14 protein-coding genes and 1 tRNA gene are annotated in these 18,649 nt (G+C 62.8%); 4 read left to right on the forward strand and 11 right to left on the reverse strand.

Features of this window, described 5'->3' with window-relative positions; all coding sequences use genetic code 11:
- Positions 1–107 precede the first annotated feature (107 nt).
- Positions 108–803: a DUF1003 domain-containing protein gene (locus LJD17_RS17340; RefSeq protein WP_227385465.1), complete on the forward strand. Its 696-nt coding sequence runs from the start codon at positions 108–110 to the stop codon at positions 801–803.
- Between the two features lie 45 nt (positions 804–848).
- Here LJD17_RS17340 and LJD17_RS17345 read toward each other — a convergent pair whose 3' ends face one another.
- Genes LJD17_RS17345 through LJD17_RS17355 form a run of 3 tightly spaced genes read right to left on the reverse strand, consistent with a single transcriptional unit; the run spans position 849 to position 4,888 of the window.
- Complete coding sequence (locus tag LJD17_RS17345; protein ID WP_227385466.1) at positions 849–1,433, reverse strand: NAD(P)H-dependent oxidoreductase; 585 nt, start codon at positions 1,431–1,433, stop codon at positions 849–851.
- Entirely contained in the window at positions 1,430–4,027 is a 2,598-nt protein-coding gene (locus LJD17_RS17350) for a cation-translocating P-type ATPase (RefSeq protein WP_227385467.1), read from the reverse strand. The genes LJD17_RS17345 and LJD17_RS17350 overlap by 4 nt, the downstream gene beginning before the upstream one ends.
- Before the next feature lie 27 nt (positions 4,028–4,054).
- A complete protein-coding gene (locus tag LJD17_RS17355) occupies positions 4,055–4,888 on the reverse strand; it encodes a universal stress protein (RefSeq protein WP_227385468.1) in 834 nt (277 codons plus the stop codon).
- A gap of 175 nt (positions 4,889–5,063) precedes the next feature.
- Here LJD17_RS17355 and LJD17_RS17360 point away from each other — a divergent pair, with 175 nt between their 5' ends.
- Positions 5,064–6,935, forward strand: coding sequence for a PHA/PHB synthase family protein (locus tag LJD17_RS17360; protein WP_227385469.1), 1,872 nt, complete (start codon positions 5,064–5,066; stop codon positions 6,933–6,935).
- Between the two features lie 26 nt (positions 6,936–6,961).
- On the opposite strand, the gene LJD17_RS17365 is transcribed toward LJD17_RS17360, so the two are convergent.
- The 3 genes from LJD17_RS17365 to LJD17_RS17375 form a co-directional block, all read right to left on the reverse strand.
- Entirely contained in the window at positions 6,962–8,035 is a 1,074-nt protein-coding gene (locus LJD17_RS17365) for an NAD(P)-dependent alcohol dehydrogenase (protein WP_227385470.1), read from the reverse strand.
- Between the two features lie 182 nt (positions 8,036–8,217).
- Complete coding sequence (locus LJD17_RS17370) at positions 8,218–8,799, reverse strand: Hsp20/alpha crystallin family protein (RefSeq protein WP_227385471.1); 582 nt, start codon at positions 8,797–8,799, stop codon at positions 8,218–8,220.
- 182 nt (positions 8,800–8,981) lie between these two features.
- Positions 8,982–9,434, reverse strand: coding sequence for a DUF1772 domain-containing protein (locus LJD17_RS17375; RefSeq protein ID WP_227385472.1), 453 nt, complete (start codon positions 9,432–9,434; stop codon positions 8,982–8,984).
- Between the two features lie 109 nt (positions 9,435–9,543).
- On the opposite strand from LJD17_RS17375, the gene LJD17_RS17380 reads away from it, so the two are divergent.
- On the forward strand, positions 9,544–10,596 hold the full coding sequence (locus LJD17_RS17380; protein ID WP_227385473.1) for an IS110 family RNA-guided transposase: 1,053 nt from the start codon (positions 9,544–9,546) through the stop codon (positions 10,594–10,596).
- Positions 10,597–11,159: 563 nt separating this feature from the next.
- Here LJD17_RS17380 and LJD17_RS17385 read toward each other — a convergent pair.
- The 5 genes from LJD17_RS17385 to LJD17_RS17405 all read right to left on the reverse strand — a co-directional run bounded on the left by LJD17_RS17385 (position 11,160) and on the right by LJD17_RS17405 (position 17,539).
- Complete coding sequence (locus LJD17_RS17385) at positions 11,160–12,200, reverse strand: AlbA family DNA-binding domain-containing protein (RefSeq protein WP_227385474.1); 1,041 nt, start codon at positions 12,198–12,200, stop codon at positions 11,160–11,162.
- Between the two features lie 334 nt (positions 12,201–12,534).
- The gene (locus LJD17_RS17390; protein WP_227385475.1) at positions 12,535–13,740 is read right to left on the reverse strand and encodes a hypothetical protein; all 1,206 of its coding nucleotides are present in this window, start codon (positions 13,738–13,740) and stop codon (positions 12,535–12,537) included.
- A gap of 402 nt (positions 13,741–14,142) precedes the next feature.
- Positions 14,143–15,555: a DNA cytosine methyltransferase gene (locus LJD17_RS17395; RefSeq protein WP_227385476.1), complete on the reverse strand. Its 1,413-nt coding sequence runs from the start codon at positions 15,553–15,555 to the stop codon at positions 14,143–14,145.
- Between the two features lie 196 nt (positions 15,556–15,751).
- Complete coding sequence (locus LJD17_RS17400; protein WP_227385477.1) at positions 15,752–17,209, reverse strand: tyrosine-type recombinase/integrase; 1,458 nt, start codon at positions 17,207–17,209, stop codon at positions 15,752–15,754.
- A gap of 254 nt (positions 17,210–17,463) precedes the next feature.
- Positions 17,464–17,539 (reverse strand) — tRNA-Glu (locus tag LJD17_RS17405).
- Positions 17,540–17,632: 93 nt separating this feature from the next.
- Here LJD17_RS17405 and LJD17_RS17410 point away from each other — a divergent pair.
- The gene (locus tag LJD17_RS17410; RefSeq protein ID WP_227385478.1) at positions 17,633–18,625 is read left to right on the forward strand and encodes an RluA family pseudouridine synthase; all 993 of its coding nucleotides are present in this window, start codon (positions 17,633–17,635) and stop codon (positions 18,623–18,625) included.
- The last annotated feature ends 24 nt before the right edge of the window (positions 18,626–18,649 follow it).

Below are 18,649 nucleotides of genomic sequence, written 5' to 3' on the forward strand. Positions count from 1 at the left end.
GGGAACCTCCTGGATACGAGGAAGCGTCGAGCGTGGAGAGTCGCACCTTGGTACACCCCCGTCGAGCCGCTAGGTTTGATCCATGCCAAACCAACGGAACGGCGATCATGACCTCGCACGCAGCGCCATCCAACGACATCTGCCCCATCACAGGCAAGACCTACCCCCGAAGAGACTTTTTCGTCGTCGATCACTTACATCCGGCTCTCGCCGAGAGGATCCGCCAGGACCATCCGGATCTGGCTGCCGACAGTCGCATAAGCCGGGCAGCGATCGACCAGTACCGCCTACGCTATGTTGAAGAACTGCTCCGCCAGGAACGCGGCGAGCTTACCAAGCTTGACAGCGAGGTCGCCCGCAGCCTTGCCGAGGGCAGCATGGTCTCGGCCAATGTCGAAGAGAGCTTTGATGAGAAGCGCACCTTGGGAGAGCGGCTGTCGGACGGGCTTGCCACATTCGGCGGCAGTTGGCCGTTTCTCATCTTCTTCGCCCTGGCACTTGGTGTGTGGATCACCATCAATGTCGCGCGTGGGCCGGAGGCATTCGATCCTTACCCCTACATCCTCCTGAACCTGCTTCTGTCCTGCCTCGCGGCCGTTCAGGCCCCGATCATCATGATGAGCCAGAGGCGCCAGGAGTCGAAGGATCGGCTGCGCTCCCTGAATGACTATCAAGTCAACCTGAAGGCGGAGCTCGAGATCCGGCACCTGCACGAGAAGATCGATCACCTGATCACGCGGCAATGGGAGCGGCTCGCGGAAATCCAGGAACTCCAGATCGAGCTCTTGCAGGAGCGCCGCTGAGCGTGGATCGAGTCTACGACAATGGACGCAGGGTGCTCCCGAACACTACCGCGCCCTCTTGCCGAGGCGGCGCATGGCCTCGATCCATGCCATTCGCTTGCCGTCGCCCATGCCCTCGATCATGCCGATGAGCGTGTGGCGGTTCGGGCCGATGCCGACCAAGGACAGGATGCTGCGTTTGAGGCTCCTGAGGCCGTGCGCCCCGAAGTACCATCGATATGCAAAGGCGGGCATGCCCATGGTTACCACGATGCGCGAAGAGCGTCCTTTGAGCGCGGTCCTCCAACTGCTGCCCGCTCCGGCACCGCCCGTCATGAAGGCGGGCCGCAGGGCCTGCTCCAAGAAGCCCTTGAGGAGCGCGGGCATCCCTCCCAGCCACAAGGGATGGATGATCACGAGGTGCTCGGCCCAGGCCATCGTCCGCTGGGCCTCCGCAATGGCGGCCGGCGGCGCGGCGCTGTCCCAATCGGCCTTCGAGCGCAGCACAGGGAAGTCGAGATCGGCGACTGGAATGAACCGGACCTGATGACCGCCGTGGAAGGCTCCTTCCGCGTAGGCGTCCGCCAGCACATGACAGAAGTGTCCGTCTCCGGACGTGGGATGGCCCTGGATGATGGCGATGCGCGTCATGCCGCTGTCCTTTGCTCGTTGCGTGGCACCGACACCGCCCTGAGCCGCTTGGCGCCTCCGTACCAACCGCCTGCCAGGACCGCGATCGTCAGGGCTGCTGCCAACCATGAGAGGCTCGGCGGCGCCAGGCGAAGAATGGCGGCAAGGGGTGGGACGTAAAGGACCACGGCGACGATCGCCGCAGCCGCGACCCCGATCACCCAGAAGGCAATCCTGCTACGGTCGAAGAACGAGGTTTCCGGCTCCGCGGCGTCGGCGAATGCCAGCACCAGGTTGCCGACAACCAGGGCGACGAACGCCGAGGCCCGCGCCTGCGTCTCTGGGATGCCGTCACTCAGCGCCCACGCATAGAGGCCGAGAACGGCTCCGAGAACCACGGCACCCTGGACGAACCCGAGCACGATCTGGGAGATGCCGAAGAGTGGCTCGGTCGGAGGACGCGGCGGCCTCTCCATTGCGTGCCGTTCACTCGGCTCGCCTTCGAAGGCGAGCGAGCAGACCGGGTCGATCACGAGTTCCAGCAGGATCACGTGCATCGGGTACAGGATCGGCGGCAGGCCCATGATGAGCGGCAGCAGGGCCAGCCCGGCGATCGGCACGTGGACCGCCGTCACGTAGATCAGCGCCTTGCGCAGGTTCATGAAGATGCGCCGTCCGAGCCGCACGCCGCCGATGATCGAGGCAAACCGATCATCGAGAAGGACGAGGTCCGCTGCCTCCCGGGCCACATCCGTGCCGCGCTGCCCCATGGCGATGCCGATGTGGCCGGCCTCGAGGGCCGGCGCGTCGTTGACGCCGTCCCCGGTCATGGCGACGATCTCGCCGTTGGCTTTCAGCGCCTCGACCAGGGCAAGCTTCTGCTCCGGCATGATGCGCGCGAACACCCGGATCCGCCGGACCCGCTCGCGCAGGCCTTCCGCGTCGAGTTCGGCGATCTCCCGTCCGGTGAGCACGCCGGCGCCCGTATCGATCCCGGCATGGCGAGCGATCTCCAGGGCCGTGGCCGGGTAGTCGCCCGTGATCATCGCAACAGTGATCCCGGCCCGTGTCGCCTCGGCGACGGCCTGGGGAACATCGGGCCGCACTGGATCCGCGAAGCCTACGAGGCCTTCAAAGGCGAACGCCAAATCCTCGGGAGCCGACGCACGGTTCCTGTCCTCGTGCGCCGATGCCACGCCGAGAACCCGCAGGCCGCGGCTCGCGAGGCCCTTAACCACGGCGTCCGTCGCGGCCCGTTCGTCATCGCTCATGCGGCAGAGACGGAAGACCGCCTCCGGTGCGCCTTTCGCGGCATACAGAACGCCGCCCATCGCGTCCGGCCAGACCTGGATGAACGCCAGAAGCTCGGGACGGAGCGGATAGCTGCGAAGTGGGGGCCCTGACCTGTCCGTCTCGCCGGGCAGCCGCTCCGCCATCGCGTGGACGGCGCGGTCCATCGGGTCGACGGGACGGATGGCCGAAGCCAAGGCGGCCACCCGAAGCGTCTGCTCCATGGATTCGGGTAGCCCGGTGCCGCCCTCAAGCTCCTGAACCCTGCCGTCCCGCCAGATCGTGGTGAGAGCCATCCGGTTCTCGGTCAGCGTCCCGGTCTTGTCGACGCACAGGAACGTGGCTGCGCCCAGGGTCTCGATCACCGCGGCACGGCGCACGAGCACGTTGTGCCGGGCGAGGCGGAAGGCTCCGAGCGCCATGAAGATCGCCAGCACCATCGGGAACTCCTCCGGCAGCAGCGCGATGGCCAGCGTGATGCCGGACAACGTGCCGCCGATCCAGTCGTCGCGCAGCACGCCGTATGCCACGGCAACGATGACGCAGAATGCAAGCGCAAGGATCCCGAGTTTGGCGACGAGCGCGCCAGTCGTCTTCTGTAGAAGCGTCGGCTCATCCTCGATGGCGGCCAGCGAGGCGCCGATGCGCCCCAGCCGCGTCGAGGGACCGGTGCGCAGGATATGAACCATGCCCTGCCCACGTACGTTCAGGGTTCCGCCGAACAGGTAGGGCGTGTCATCTCCCCCCGGCTCGGGATCGCCAGCCTGGTCCACGTCGGCCGCTACCGCACGTTTGGACACCGGCACGGACTCGCCGGTGAGGGCGGACTCGTCGACCGTCAGCGCGTCGCCCGCGATCAGGAGACCATCGGCCGGCAGACGCTCCCCCTCTCCGACGAGGACGAGATCGCCCGGCACGACCTCGCGCACCGGGACGCGCCGCTCGGTCCCGCCGCGGACCACCCGGGCGAAGGGCTCGGCCAGCTCGCGCAGGGCTGCAAGAGCCCGCTCGCTCCTTGCCTCTTGCAGCACCACCAGACCGATCGTCACGACGGCCCCGGCCGTCATGAACAGGCCTTCCCCGATGTCGCCGACCACCAGGTAGAGTCCCGCGGCGGCCAGCAGAAGCAGGAACATCGGCTCGCGCAGGATGCCGCGGGCAATGTCGACCAAGCCGCGGGAGCGCGTCCCCGCGACCGCATTGGGTCCATGGCGCGCGAGGCGGTGCTGCGCCTCGGCCTCGTCGAGGCCCGTCAATCCCGCAGGTGCGACCGTCGCGGTATCCGCGTCATGGCCACTCGGTGCGGTTTGCGCATGAACGGCCATGTCCGCTCCCGGCTGGAAGGATCCGCCTCAATGGGCCACCAGGACCGGGCTTTCCGATGCGGTCAACATGTCCCGCGTCGCGCCGCCGAACACCTGCTCCCTCAGGCGGGTGTGGCCATAGGCGCCCATGAGGACGAGGTCCGCGGAAATGCGGCGCGCCTCCTCGAGGATGACGTCGGCGACGGAGCGATTCCGGCTGTCAGCGGTGACGACCTCCGCGACGACATTGTGGTGGGCGAGATGGGCCTTCACCTCCGCGTAGGGCTCCGCATCCGCCGGAGGATCCACGACCAGGACGACTACTCGAGCTGCCTGCTCGATGAAGTCCAGCCCCTCGCGCAAGGCTCGGGCCGCCTCGCGGCTGCCGTTCCAGGCGACCAGCACGGACTGGATCGGCCCCTGCCGGCGGCGACCGGGCGGCACGAGCAGGAGCGCACGCCCACTGCCGAAGAGCACCGCCTCCACCAGGTCAGGCCAGACCGCTGTTCCGGCCCCGCCATAGGGGCGCGTGGCGATGAAGAGGTCGGAGCAACGGGCCTGGTCGACGACCTTCCCGGACAAGGCACCGAACGTCTCGTCGAACCGGCGCAGCTCGCTCGGCACCTGAAGGCCGGCAAGCCGCTCCGTCAGCCGCCGGGCCGTGGCATCACCGTCCTTCAGGGCTTGATCCTGTAGCTCGGTCAGAACCTGGATCGCGGCCGCTCCGCCATCCATGGGCATGGCGACCGTGAGGTCAGGAAGTTGGTTGGTGAAGAGCCCGATCAGATGAGCGCGCCCAGGTGTCGCGAGGGCCTGCCCGTGTTCCAGCCGGATCTCGTCTTCGGGACTTCCATCGAGATGCACCATGATGTCCTTGATCATCGCTCTCTCCCTCTGCGTGCCTGGACACAGCCGTCGTGCCGAAGCGACTATCGATCATCATGTAGTCGAAATCGGGGTGGATGCTTTGATCTGACGCAATTCGCCTGAGATCGCTCGGATTTAATGTCGAGTGATCCACCGACCTCGGCACGCGGGGTCAAGCCCGGAGGCTGCAATGCCGTCCCATACGACTGGTGCTCTCAAGGGCGGTCGCAAGTCCAAGGCTCAAGCCGCCCCACCTCCCGAGCAGAGGCCGGATCGGCTTCCTGTACGAACCGTGCCTTCGCCGCCCCTTCAGTCCCAACCATCCGATGATGCCGAACTCCATCGGATCCGGGACGCTCTGGACCATGCCGCCCATGCGGGTCTGGCGCGTCTCACGGCCGGACTGTCACCGGCCGCCGTCTTCGATGCCTACATGGACTGGGCCGTCAATCTCGCCATCTCGCCGGGCAAGCAGGTTGAACTCGCGGCGAAGGCAGCCCGCAAATGGGCGCGGCTGGCGCAGTTCGCGTTACGCTCCGCCACTGGCGGAGGCACATGCGAGCCGTGCATCGAGCCGTTGCCCCAGGACAGACGCTTTGCCGAAGCCGAGTGGCAGCAATGGCCTTTCAATCTCATTCAGCAGGGCTTCCTGCTTCAGCAGCAATGGTGGGACAACGCGACGACCGGGATCGACGGCGTCACCAAGCAGCATCAGGCCGTGGTCGAGTTCATCTCGCGCCAGATCCTCGACATGACATCACCCTCGAACTTCCTCCTGACCAACCCGGTCGTGCAGCGGCGCATCCTGGAAACGGGCGGCCAGAACCTCGTGCTGGGCTTCCGCAACTTCCTCGATGATTGGGAGCGGATCGTCCGCTCGAAGCCTCCCGCTGGCGTGGAGACTTTCCAGGTGGGCCGGGATGTGGCCGTCACGCCGGGAAAGGTGATCTACCGCAACCGTCTCATCGAGCTGATCCAGTATGCGCCAACGACGGATACGGTCCGGCCGGAACCGATCCTGATCGTGCCCGCCTGGATCATGAAGTATTACATCCTCGACCTGTCCCGGGAGAACTCGCTCGTCCGCTACCTCACGGATCAGGGCTTCACGGTCTTCATCATCTCCTGGAAGAACCCGACCGCAGAGGATCGGGATCTCGGCATGGACGATTACCGGACGCTTGGGGTGATGGCGGCGCTGGATGCCGTGAACGCGGTCATTCCCGATCAGAAGGTTCATGCGGTCGGCTACTGCCTTGGCGGCACGCTCCTCTCCATCGCAGCCTCTGCGATGGCACGCGACGGCGACAGGCGCCTGGCGACCCTATCCCTGCTTGCTGCGCAGGCCGACTTCCGGGAGGCCGGAGAGCTCACCTTGTTCATCAACGAGAGCCAGGTCCACTTCCTTGAGGATCTGATGCGCAGCCAGGGCTATCTCGACACCCGGCAGATGGCCGGGGCTTTCCAGCTCCTGCGCTCGAACGACCTGATCTGGTCGAGGCTCGTCAGGCATTACCTCATGGGTGAGAGGACGCCCCTGAACGATCTCATGGCTTGGAATGCCGATGCAACCCGCATGCCTTACCGCATGCATGCGGATTACCTGAGGCAGCTCTTCCTCGATAACGACCTCGCCGAAGGACGTTTCCAGGTCGACGGCCGTTCCATCGCCATCAGCGACATCCGGGCACCGATCTTTGCGGTCGGCACCGAGCGCGATCACGTGGCGCCCTGGCGCTCGGCCTTCAAGATCCATCTGCTCGCTGATACCGATGTGACATTCCTTCTCACGACGGGCGGCCACAATGCCGGCATCGTTGCCGGACCGGACAATTCGAAGGGAAGCTTCCAGGTACTGACAAGATCCGCGGCGGGCCACTTTCTGGATCCCGACACATGGACCAGGATCGCACCCCGCTTCGAGGGCTCCTGGTGGCGCGAATGGACCCGTTGGCTGTCCTCCCATTCCGGAGAGTTCACGGATCCGCCCTCCATCGGAGCACCGGCACAGGGGTACGCTGGCCTGGGTGATGCACCCGGCACCTACGTGATGCAGGCCTGATCGGAACTCGTCGCATCTCCCCAAGCCTATGGGGTGACCGCCACCTTCAGTACGCCATCGCGCTGATGGCCGAACAACTCGTACGCCTCCTCGATCTGGTCGAGTTTGAAGCGATGCGTCACCAGCGGACGCGTATCGACGCGTCCTGACGCAATCACTTCCATCAGGCGCCGCATGCGCTCTTTGCCACCCGGGCAGAGCGTCGTCCGGATTGTGTGGTCACCCAGCCCGGCCAGGAAGCCGTCGAGCGGGATCCTGAGATCGCCCGAATAGACGCCGAGCGAAGACAGCGTGCCGCCAGGACGCAGCACCCGCAGCGACGCCTCGAAGGTCTCCTGCCGTCCGAGCGCCTCGATGGAGACGTCGACGCCACGTCCGTCCGTGAGGCGCCGGATCTCCTCGACCGGATCGGCCTTCGTGAAGTCGACCACGTGATCCGCGCCCATGCGGCGTGCCATCTCCATGCGCGCGGGCACGCTCTCGACCGCGATGATGGAGGTGGCGCCCATCAGCCGGGCGCCGGCCGTGGCGCACAGGCCGATTGGGCCTTGTGCAAAGACCACCACCGTGTCGCCGATGCGGATGCGCCCACTTTCCGCGCCGGAGAAGCCCGTCGACATGATGTCCGGACACATCAGCACCTGCTCGTCCGTGAGCCCGTCCGGCACGGGAGCAAGGTTCGCCATGGCATCGGGAACGAGCACGTACTCGGCTTGGCAGCCGTCGATGGTGTTGCCGAAGCGCCAGCCGCCCAGCGGCTTCCACCCGTGCTTGGTGCCGGCCCCATCCTGGGAATGGCAGCCGCACAGGCAGGCCGCGCTGTGCCCGCTCGGCGTGATCGCGCCGGCGATGACCCTCTGGCCTTCCCGGTAGCCCTGCACGGCCGAGCCGAGCTTCTCGATCACGCCGACAGGCTCATGGCCGATGGTCAGCCCTCGGGCTACTGGATATTCGCCCTTGAGGATGTGGACGTCCGTGCCGCAGATCGTGGTGGTGGTGATGCGGATGAGCGCATCGAGCGGACCGATATCCGGGATCGGCTTCTCATCCAGGACGATGCGACCTGGCTCCACGAAGATGGCGGCTTTCATCTTGGGCATGGCAGTCCTCCGGTTGGCTCGTGCGGGGCCTGCCGGCCTCGCGGCGCGCGATCCTGAACGTAGTCCCGTTCGAGGGGGCCGACGTTGACGTGGATCAAGACGAGTCGGGGAGCGTCACTTCCCCGTCGGATGACGATGTCCTCGAACTGATCGGCTCCGACCGCTGTTACGTTGGCTGACCTCTAGCTCGACCTTGTGTCGTCGGATTTCCCCGAGGTCCCACTTCCCTGCTGTCCTGTTTCACCTGCTGCACCCTGACCGGTCGGGCCCCGTCCTTGAATTTGGATGCGCCGGGAGCGCTCCGGCCGCCCGGTCTTCGGTATCGTCACCGTGAGCACGCCGTTCTCGAAGCTGGCATGGACCTGCTCGGAATCGACCGCGTACGGCAGCCGCAGCGAGCGCTGGAAGGTGCCGTAGGAGCGCTCGACGAAATGGAAGTTCTCCTTTTCGTCCTTGCGCTCGAACTTCTTCTCGCCCCGAATGGTGAGCACGTCATCATCGAGGCTCACGTCGATGTCCTGCTCGGTCACGCCGGGCAGCTCGGCCGTGATGCGGAGGTCCTTGTCCGTCTCCGACACGTTCATGCTAGCATTGACGAAGTTGCCGACGTCACCTTGGCCCTGACTGCCGGCTGCGGCAGGCAGGCTGGCGCCGCGGAAGACGTCGTCGAAGAGACGGTTCATCTCGCGGTGGAGCGACAGGAAGGGATCGCCGGGGAACATCCCGCCGCCGGGGCGGAAGGGGGTCATGGGATTGCGGGCCATTGTGCATTCCTCCTCATCAACCTCTGATGCCGGGCGGATGGCGTTCCGCTCCGGAAGGGCAACACAACTCAGACAGAATGTTCGGATCCGGCTTTCCGCCAAGGGCGAGCCCTGGCGAAGGCGCCCGGTCCGCAGGGCCGATGATAGTCCTCCAGCGGCCGTCTTGGAATGGGGATCGGGTCTCAATCCCGCCTCGCGGTGATCACCGCGAGCGTCACCGAGCAGAAGGCCACGAACATCACGGCTGCGTTCACCGCGTGCGAGTACTCCCATTCCCGGCGCAACCCGCTCCAGTCGTCCGGCATGGTCGTCCAGTTGGCGGTCGCCTGATTGGCCGGGAACGTCCACGCGAAGAAGATCGCGAAGAAGGCGACGAGGCACAGGGCTGCCGTCCATGCGAAGTAAACGGCCGGACACTGGCGCCGAAGCTTGATCGCCAGGATGACATTGAGGATGAGTGCGACCACGTCAAAGAGTCCGAGCCAAGCCCAGCCGGCATAAATGCCCTGGACGCTCAGGTAGGCATCTCGCGGCAAGTTGATCTTGTTGGGCAGCGCGAACAGGTGGGCCCCAGCGGGCACCAGCGCGAGAGCGGTGATGAGGACCGCGAGGAACTGTACCACCCGTGAACTCATACGATGACTCCTACTATCCGGGGTTTTCAGAAGGTCTGCTAATGGGATGGACCGGCCGTGCTTACCGGCGCACCCTTCATCAGGGGCGCCCAGCACGAGGATCTGAGCCATGTCTAAAGCTCCGCTTCCGCCCATTGCCACCCTTGGCATCGACATCGGCAAGAACAGCTTCCACCTCATCGGCTTGGATGCTCGCGGCGCCATTGTCCTGCGCCAGAAGCTCTCGCGCGGACAAGTGGAGCAGCGCCTCGCCAATATGCCAACCTGCCTGATCGGCATGGAAGCCTGCGTCGGGGCCCACCATCTCAGCCGTCAGTTGCTGGCCCTCGGCCATGATGTGAAGCTGATCCCGGCGCAGTTCGTGTCCCCCTTCCGCAAGAGCCACAAGAACGACTTCCGTGATGCCGAAGCCATCGCCGAGGCGGTGCTCCGCCCCACCATGCGGTTTGTCCCCACCAAGACAGTCGAGCAACTCGACCTGCAAGCTCTTCATCGCGTTCGCTCGCGCCTGGTGAGTCAGCGAACAGCCGTGATCAACCAGATCCGTGCTTTCCTGCTGGAGCGCGGGATTGCGGTGCGCCAGAGGCTGCGCTTGCTACGCCAGGCCTTGCCGGATATTCTCGCCCAGCGCACGGACGTGCTCACGCCGCGGATGACGCACCTGATCGAGGGCCTGATGCAGGACTGGCATCATCTCGACGAGCGTATCGATGCGGTGACTGGCGAGATCGAAGCCCTCGTGGCCGCCGATGAGGCCTGCCAGCGCCTGATGAGCGTGCCGGGGGTGGGACCGATCATTGCCAGTGCCATGGTGGCCAGCATCGGCAACGGAGCCGCTTTCAGCCGGGGACGTGACTTTGGAGCTTGGCTCGGCTTGGTTCCGCGTCAGATCTCCACTGGGGACAGAACCGTGCTGGGCCGCCTGACCAAGCGCGGCAACAGCTACCTACGATCCTTGTTGATCCAGGCGGCTCGTGTGCTGCTGCTCTGGCCGGCCAAGTGGCGCCAGCACAGCTTTGGCGAATGGCTGACGGCTGCTTCGATGCGCCTGCACCACAACGTGCTCGCGGCGGCTCTCGCCAACAAGCTGGCTCGCATTGCCTGGAGTGTGTTGAGCCAGAACCGGACTTATGAACCCCGTACAGCGGCTGTGATGGGCTAAGGGCAGCATCGCCCTGCCCTGAACAGCCGCCTGGAGCTCGCCGAGGTCTGCGAGAGGACGAGGAGATGGAGAACGGTCGCGCCGTCGCATTGGTGCTCTGGTGACCCTAATGGCCGAAAGGGCCGATCCGCTAATGAGAACCAGTGTGCGCGGATATCCATGATGGCCAGGAGTTCTGCTCCGCAAGGGCCGGATACATTAGCGCAAGACCAACCTCGCCATCCCGAATTCCCTTGCGACGCACGGCCGGTCCATACATTGGGGTCAAGCAGTGAAGTCCATTCACTTTTCGGAAGGTCCGGTTCCGTGAGGATTGCAGCCCTCGGAGTAGCGTCTCAGGTGTGCCAGAATACGACATTCGCAGCCAGAAGGGTGGCGTGCTTAGGCACGGCCGAGCACCGCGGCAGGGACGCTCGTGCGGTCACACGTTTCCTCGCGGCCGTCGCGAGGCGCGAAGCGCCGCCTCGTCGGGGACGGCTTCGATTCCGAGCGCACCCAGGAGCGCGTGCACCGGGTCCTTATAGCGAGGTCCGTGCCGCCGGCCAATCCTTGGGCCGCCTCCCTTAGGCCGTGGCTGTCTCAACGAAAGGGGCAAGCATCTCGAACATGGTCCAAAGGTCGAGATCGACCGCCTCGCCGCGCATGGCCGCGTTCTCGGCTCCGTACCTGATGTCAGCCCTGAAAAGACGGTGCACCCGCGTGTCACGGTTGTGGTGCATGTCCTCCCAATGTCTGATGGAGAAGAGGCCGGGATTGTGGGTGTCGACGATGTGCTTCAGGAAGGACGCTGGATTCGCTGCATTGGGCGCATGCAACTGAAGTCCCGTATCGAACTCCGCAATGATCACCTCGTCCTCAACGTGGAGGACGTAGCTGGATGGCGAATAAAAGCCGACCGCTCCATCGTGCCGATATCGCCGCTGGAAATCATCTGCTGGCTTGAGGCGCTCCGCTTCTCCATGGAATCTCATGTACGGGGCTCGCACGGGAACACGCCCGACATTCCGAATGCCGAGAACGAGCGTGGCTCCGTACATGAGTGGACTGCTGACGCCACGCCTTGCGTCTAGGAAGAAGCCAAGGGATGCTTCCCGGGGAGCCATCATGGCGTCGCGGACCTCGCCGTGCTCCATCATGCGCGTGCCGTCGCTCCCTCTCCGGTAATAGCGGTGCTCCTGGATGCTCATGTGCGGACGCATATCCGATGGGGGAATGTTTATCGCCACGAAGCCACCGGACCCGCCTTGGTCGGTTGGGATCGAGTGCACGGCAATACCCACATGCTGAGGCGAGAGCAGGTCTGGCAGCAGGCCGACGATCCTGTTCCTGATGGCCTCCCTATCGTCGAAAGGCCGGAGATCCGACGCAAAGTCGAGACCGTCCCGCTTCTGTGTGTCGATGCCAACGAGGACGAGACCGCCCTCCGCGTTGGCCATGCCGCACAGCGCCTTGGCAAGAAGCTTCCGGTCATCCCTCGTGACGTGCGTCCCCGACATGTTCGCGAGCGTCTTGAATTCAAGGTGCAGGGATTCTTCCTGGTCCAGCACGAGTTCACGGAGTGCTGTCTCGCCGCCTGAAAGGATCTGGTCAAGCAGATCGCTCATGGGTCGTCCTCGAGGATAGATATCGCCCGGAGTACGGAGATTGAACGGGCAACCTAGAAATCAACCCGGCGGGGCCATCAGGCCGTCAGCCGCGTGCGGCTGCGCCTCCGACGGCGGGACGCTGAAGGAAAGGCCACCCGACGGGCTTCTCCGCGATCCCGTCAGGCGCTTCCCGGGCGCCTCGAAGAACTTCGGCCTCAGGAACATGCACCCACGCGAATGGGAAGAGCCAATCCCCAAAACTATCATCCCTATATTGATATGGGAAAACGGGACACGATCCAAAATCAACTTATTTTTTAATGGGTTATCTCGGCATGACCTGTCACATCCCTCAGAACGGGATGTCATCGTGCACTTCGAGCACCTTGGCAAACATTGGCTCGGGCCTGAGAACGTGGCCGTCAGCAGGCGTCCATTGCCCAGACTCCTCAGCCAAGGCTAGCTGTCTGCACGCCGCTACGGCGGCCTTGGGATCCACCCTGTCGTCGTTTTCCCAAAGCGCTTCAATAATTGCTCGGAGCATGTCGATCCGGGTCCGAGCACTCTCATCGACATGATCCAGGTAATGCGTGACGCGCAGGGCCGTATCCAAGGCATCCGGTGCTGGCCTTCCCCAGTACCCATCCTCTGTAAGCAAGTGAATGCTGTTCACTAGCCTATGTAGAGGCCCGTACAGATAACGCCGCCCATCATTCCATCGCGGATCGATGAGTTGCGATGCCTTGCGACGCATCTGCTCCAGCATCTCGTCCCGGGAATATTGGGGCTGACTGAAACGCCAAGCGATATCCAGCAATGGCTGAGGATCAATCACCAGCCTGTGGGCATGGATGAAACGTGCGAGAGGGTGAAATGGCAGGCGCTCCTGCGCCGCAACTCGGAGCATGATCATGACGTCTTGGACTTCGGGTGAGGCCCAGAACGAACCTCCAACTGGGCGCTCTGGAAGTGCGTCGACCGGGAACAAAAGGCTTGGCGCTGCCTCGGCCGCTGCGAGCGCTGCATCCGCTTGTCCAAGCTTCCAGCGACGTCCCCGTTGAACCGCAGCAAGCGTGGAGGACGAGACAATGTTGAATCCTAGACGAGCCTTCTCGATTTCGGACAACGCATCCCTGACCCGCTTCCGATGCTGCCGACCCGTTGCTTCATTGGTCGACTTCGGCCAGATCCGGCCAGCGAGATCGTCCAAGCTGACCACAGTGCTTCCCTCTCGGGGCAGCATCGTTTCCAAGGTTTCGAGAACCTGACGAGCCACAGAACGGAGAGGTGCCTTCCGTCGATCCCGGACTGGAGCAACGCCTTCCCGGGCGCGAAGCCTCCCGGCCTTACTTTTGGAAACATCCATGAAGCCGGCAACGCGGCGGACCGTGGGGCGAATTCCCCGCCGTTGATAATCCTCAGCGACCAACGGCGTTATGTTCTGCTCCGCCTGACGCTGCTCCCGCGTCGTCGTCGCCGGCGCTCGATGCGGCTTGTAGTTCTTCGACACATACTGAGCCACGCTGCGCGCTGTTGCGGCGACGTGGGAGGGTTCCATCTCTTCCCCCTCTGGATGCTTTGCGAGCCAAGCCATAAGTTGCTGTGTGCACCAAGCCTCTAGTGTTTTCTCTTCACGGCCAGATTGGCCGCATGTCGTTGCATGCGCATAGGTCCGTTTCCGGAGCCACTCAAAGGCTTCCAGGTTGATACTCACGACGTCTCCCTCACTGGCCTATGCCAATCCATGACGATCATTCACTACGACCCGTCGCCAATGGATTGCTTGGAGCAGGGCTTCCATTGAGGGGAATGCCGGACCGCGCAAGGGTCAAGCCCTGCTCCTGAGATGAGTTATTCCTATTGATATGGGAAAACGGGACACGTCCGAATAATCAGTGTCCCGTCAATGACTTGATGCACTCTGGCTTGTCACACAGCGCTTATCAGCGTGTGGCTTGCGCTACCTATTGGGATCCGCATCGCACTCCGCGTAAAGGCGCAATGCCCCGCGTAGATTGGACTTCCTTGTCGTCCCCAAACCCTTGAACTCAGGAACTGTCTCGAGGAACGCCAGCGCCGCATTGACGTCTGGGAATGTGCGCTGTCCAACAAGCTGCTGAACAGCCTTGAATTCCGATAGTACCTGCTGTCGTCGACCTTCGTCCATTGGCTTGTTTCTCCGAAGCCAAGTCACGAAGGGTCTCGGTACTTTCATATCTATCACGGCCGGGCGTTCGCCTTTGGAGTGAGCCACGATGCATCGGCCAATCGCCTCGGCGAGCGGCGGAGGTACGGCGTTTGCCAAGGCCTGCATTTTGGCCGATTCCGACTTGCCAGGCGACCAGTCCCACTTCGAAGGAAAGCCTCCAATGAGTGAGAGCTGCTCAAAAGTCGGGATCGGTAGCTTGTCCAAATCGATGACGTCATTGGCCTTCGGGCGGTAGCTTGCCCCGGGACGCTCGCGCACTCCATGTGAGATCGTTGGAGCAGGCTGATCAACTCGACGAGTTCCAGCGCTACTCATTCCACCTGGCATAAGCCAGAACAGGCGGCAGGTTTCCTGAAGCTCTGCCTCGCTGAGTGTCTCAAGCACACCAATATCGGCTTCTCTCAAGGCATACCCGGCGTCGCCTGCACTGCGTCTGAACGTGGAAGTGATCGATGGTGCTGGCTCAGCCGAGGACCACAGCGAACGTCGCTCTCCCTCGTTGTGACCACGGCGAAAGTAGACTCGGCCGAAATCCGGGCCGAGGACATCGGCAACTGTCATCTGCTTGGGAGATCTTTCTGAGTCGAGATGATCAAGGAGCCAGCCATCTGCTTCGCCGAGACACCCTGCTAGGATCAGTCTTTTCCGCGATTGGCCGACGCCATAGTACGACGCATCCAAGACCTTCTCCGTCAATCCATATCCGGCGTTCCGAAGGATTGCCGTGATCCGGTTGAAGATGCCGTATCGCCTGAGACCCTGCACGTTCTCCATGACGAAGTACCTGGGCTTTACCAGTGCCACAATGTAGGCAAACGCATCAGTGAGCTTGGCACGCTCATCTTCCTCCCCTTTCCGCTGCCCTGCTGAGGACCACGGTTGGCAGGGAGGGCCGCCAACGATGATATCCGGAGCCAACTCCAGGATCTCCGGGATGATGGTGAGAATGTCTCCGAGTTCCGGGGATTCCCCGTCAAACCGTCCTAAGTTGGCTTGACGAGCCTTTTTGTACCCGTTCACCTTGCGAAGCAGGGATCCCAGGTTCGCTTCGTGGATATCGAGTGCGGGTTGCCAGTAGTCGTAGCCCCTTAAAATTGCGAACCCCGCACGCTTGAAGCCCAGCGACATCCCACCGGCGCCGCAGAAAAGTTCAACCAGTCTCATCAGTCAGCCTGTTTAGTAGTGAAGAGCCCTCACTATGCCTAGTCTCTGTGCGACCGAGGCTTCGAGGGCAGTGAAGTGGTTTCATTGAGGATCAGGCGCAGCCCTGAACTCCCGCACAGGACTTGGAATCCTGTTTCCGCGGAACGCTCTAGTACGGTTCAGGACCAGCCCGCTCCCATTTCCAGCAGGAACGGCACTACGTAATGACCCCAGATGCCTTCCGGGGACGACCTATCTTCCTGGCAGGCACTGGTGAGAACGGTGCGTAGTATGGTGAAAGATCAAGACCCTCTGGCAGGGGCGCTGTCGCAAGAGTTCGGATCTCGTCTGCGCGAAGAGTTTTGGAGCCATATGTGGCCCCCACATCCTTGTGAGCATGTCCAAGTTGGACGTCGATAGTTCGAAGGTCCACTTTTTGTGACCTGAGCCAGTCCTTGCAGCCATGCCGAAGGCTGTGAAACGTTTGGCCGCGCGCTTCGTGGATACCGAGCTCCTTCATGGTACGAGCCATGCGCTTCGAGGCTGTTGCATGGGGTCGTACGGCACGCGATAGCTGCGGCCACAAGGTACCGGAACGAAGGCCAGCAACCCATTCAAGGAATCCCGTGCCGATAATCGCGTCAGAAAGTGCTATTACGCGACGGCTACGGTCATTCTTGACCTGGCGTTCCTCAACCTCCCCATCCTCGCCCTCAATGTCCTCGACGAGACTGAGAGTCCAGTGAGACTCGAATGGCTGCACATCCGCAACCTGAAGGCCCACGAGTTCTCCCAAGCGCGCACCTGTCAACACCCCGAGCAAAGGGATGAAGCGATCATCTGGGCGTCGTTCCCTTGCTGCCCGGGCGAGAAAGATATTGAGCTTTTCAACGTCAAGCCCCTCGCGCGTGACCGGGCGGGCCGCCGAGCGGGGCAGTGTGATAGGCACATCTTCGTGTCCAAGCGCGCGGACATGATCCGGATACGTCGCCCGGATCACTTTCCAGACATGGCGGAATTCAGCCAAGTATTCCGATACAGTTGTCTTCGAAATCGGCTTCAGGCCACGGATCGATTTGGCCCGCTCGATGATGTCCAACGGTTGCAAGTCCCGGAGCCGCTTGTCCGTATTCCAAGTTGAAGGGAGACGTCCAAGGACTGCTGTGAAGGTTTGGAGATCGCTAGGGACATAGGTGTCGACAGCCTTGTCACCGATGATCGCGACGAAGGCTCGAACAGCACGTTGGAGCCGCTGGGTATATCCTGACTTCTCTCCAAGCGCATCGCTCTTGGTCTTGATGACCTCGGCAGCACAGACACTGAGGAGAGGCAAGTCCTCCGCAACCCTGCCTTTCAAGGTCGCAAGACGGTCGACAGTTCGATCATATACTGCACGCTCTTGGTGCCACTCCTCGCCGTCTCTCCTGATTTCGGCTCCGATAATGTCGAGGCGAGCACGGGCGGAACGGAGGGCGTCGCGCCGCGCCATGTGCTGGGCCTCAAAAGCCTGAAAGATCTGGATGACCTCTGGATCAGCACCCCCGTGCTCTTCCTCCTCACGCCATCGCGTATTAGCGTTCAAACCTTTGAGACTCGCCCCAAACTCCTCTCGGCGAAGTGCCTCAAGCTGTTCAGCCAAGGCAGCCAATCCCCGGGATACCAATTCCCTCGACACGTCCCTACTCTCCATTCTGGTAACGGCATAACCCGCAAGGATGCAGGCACGACGCCGCGCCTCGGCCGCAGGTATACGGCCAAGCTTGATCCGGAACGGGGTAGCACCGAAGCGGTCAAGAAACCGTTGAGGAGGAGTGATTTGAAAAACGTAGCCCGACGGGCGCTTCCAGAGGTATCGCGGCATGTGTAGAATCCTGTGTAGCCACAGGGTCCTCAGAAGTTAAAAATGCAGCGATTTCAACAACTTGCCTTTGGCGCTCCCTAGGGGACTCGAACCCCTGTTTTCGCCGTGAGAGGGCGACGTCCTAGACCGCTAGACGAAGGGAGCTAGCAAGGTGAAGGCCGCTCGTATAACCACCTCGGAGAGAGCCTTCAAGTCCTTTTGCTGAAAAAAGCAAAGGATCAGCCTGATGAGGATGTGGTGAACGGGGAAACGCGCAAAGAATGGATCCTGGAGGAGGAGGTACCGGCCGAGCGGCTGGACCGGGTCCTGGCCCGTCTGGCAACCGACCTGTCGCGCAGTCGGCTACAGGCGCTCATCCGTGATGGTCAGGTCGAGATCGATGGCGCTCCTGCCCTCGATCCGAGTCGCAAGATCCCGGGTGGCGTTCGCATTGCTCTCACGGTTCCGCCTGCTGTACCGCCGGAGCCTCAGGGCGAAGCGATAGCGCTCGTCATCGTCTATGAAGATGAGGATCTCATCGTCATCGACAAGCCTGCGGGCCTTGTGGTGCACCCTGCGGCGGGTCACGATTCGGGAACTCTCGTCAACGCGCTCATTGCCCATTGCGGAGAGAGCCTTTCCGGTATCGGCGGCGTCAAACGACCGGGCATCGTCCATCGCCTCGACAAGGACACGTCCGGGCTGCTCGTGGTGGCGAAGAACGATCGCGCCCATCAAGGCCTGGCGGAGCAATTCGCGGACCATGGACGCACGGGCCCCCTGGAACGCGCTTATCTGGCGATGGTGTGGGGCGTTCCGACACGTCAGCATGGCACCGTGGAAGCGGCCCTTGCCCGCAGCACGCACAATCGCGAGAAAATCGCCGTCGTGCCCGAGGAGCGTGGGCGCTATGCGATCACTCACTATGAGTTGATCGAACCCCTGCCTGCCTCGGCTCCGCTGGCGAGCCTGGTGCGCTGCGTTCTCGAGACCGGCCGCACCCATCAGATTCGCGTTCACATGGCCCATCTCGGTCACCCTCTGCTCGGGGACAGCCTTTATGGATCGGGCTTCAAGACGAAGGCCAATCGCCTTTCCGAACCTCAGCAGCTTTCCTTGAAAGCCCTGGATCGTCAGGCACTTCACGCGGCGGTTCTGGGTTTCGAGCATCCCGGAACGGGAGAATTTCTCCGTTTCGAAAGTCCTCTGCCGGCGGACATGGAAGCGCTTCTCGGGTCGTTTCGGCACTAGCTGATAAGCGGCAATGCGTCGCAA

This window comes from Microvirga rosea (assembly GCF_020595095.1).
Lineage (GTDB): Bacteria > Pseudomonadota > Alphaproteobacteria > Rhizobiales > Beijerinckiaceae > Microvirga > Microvirga rosea.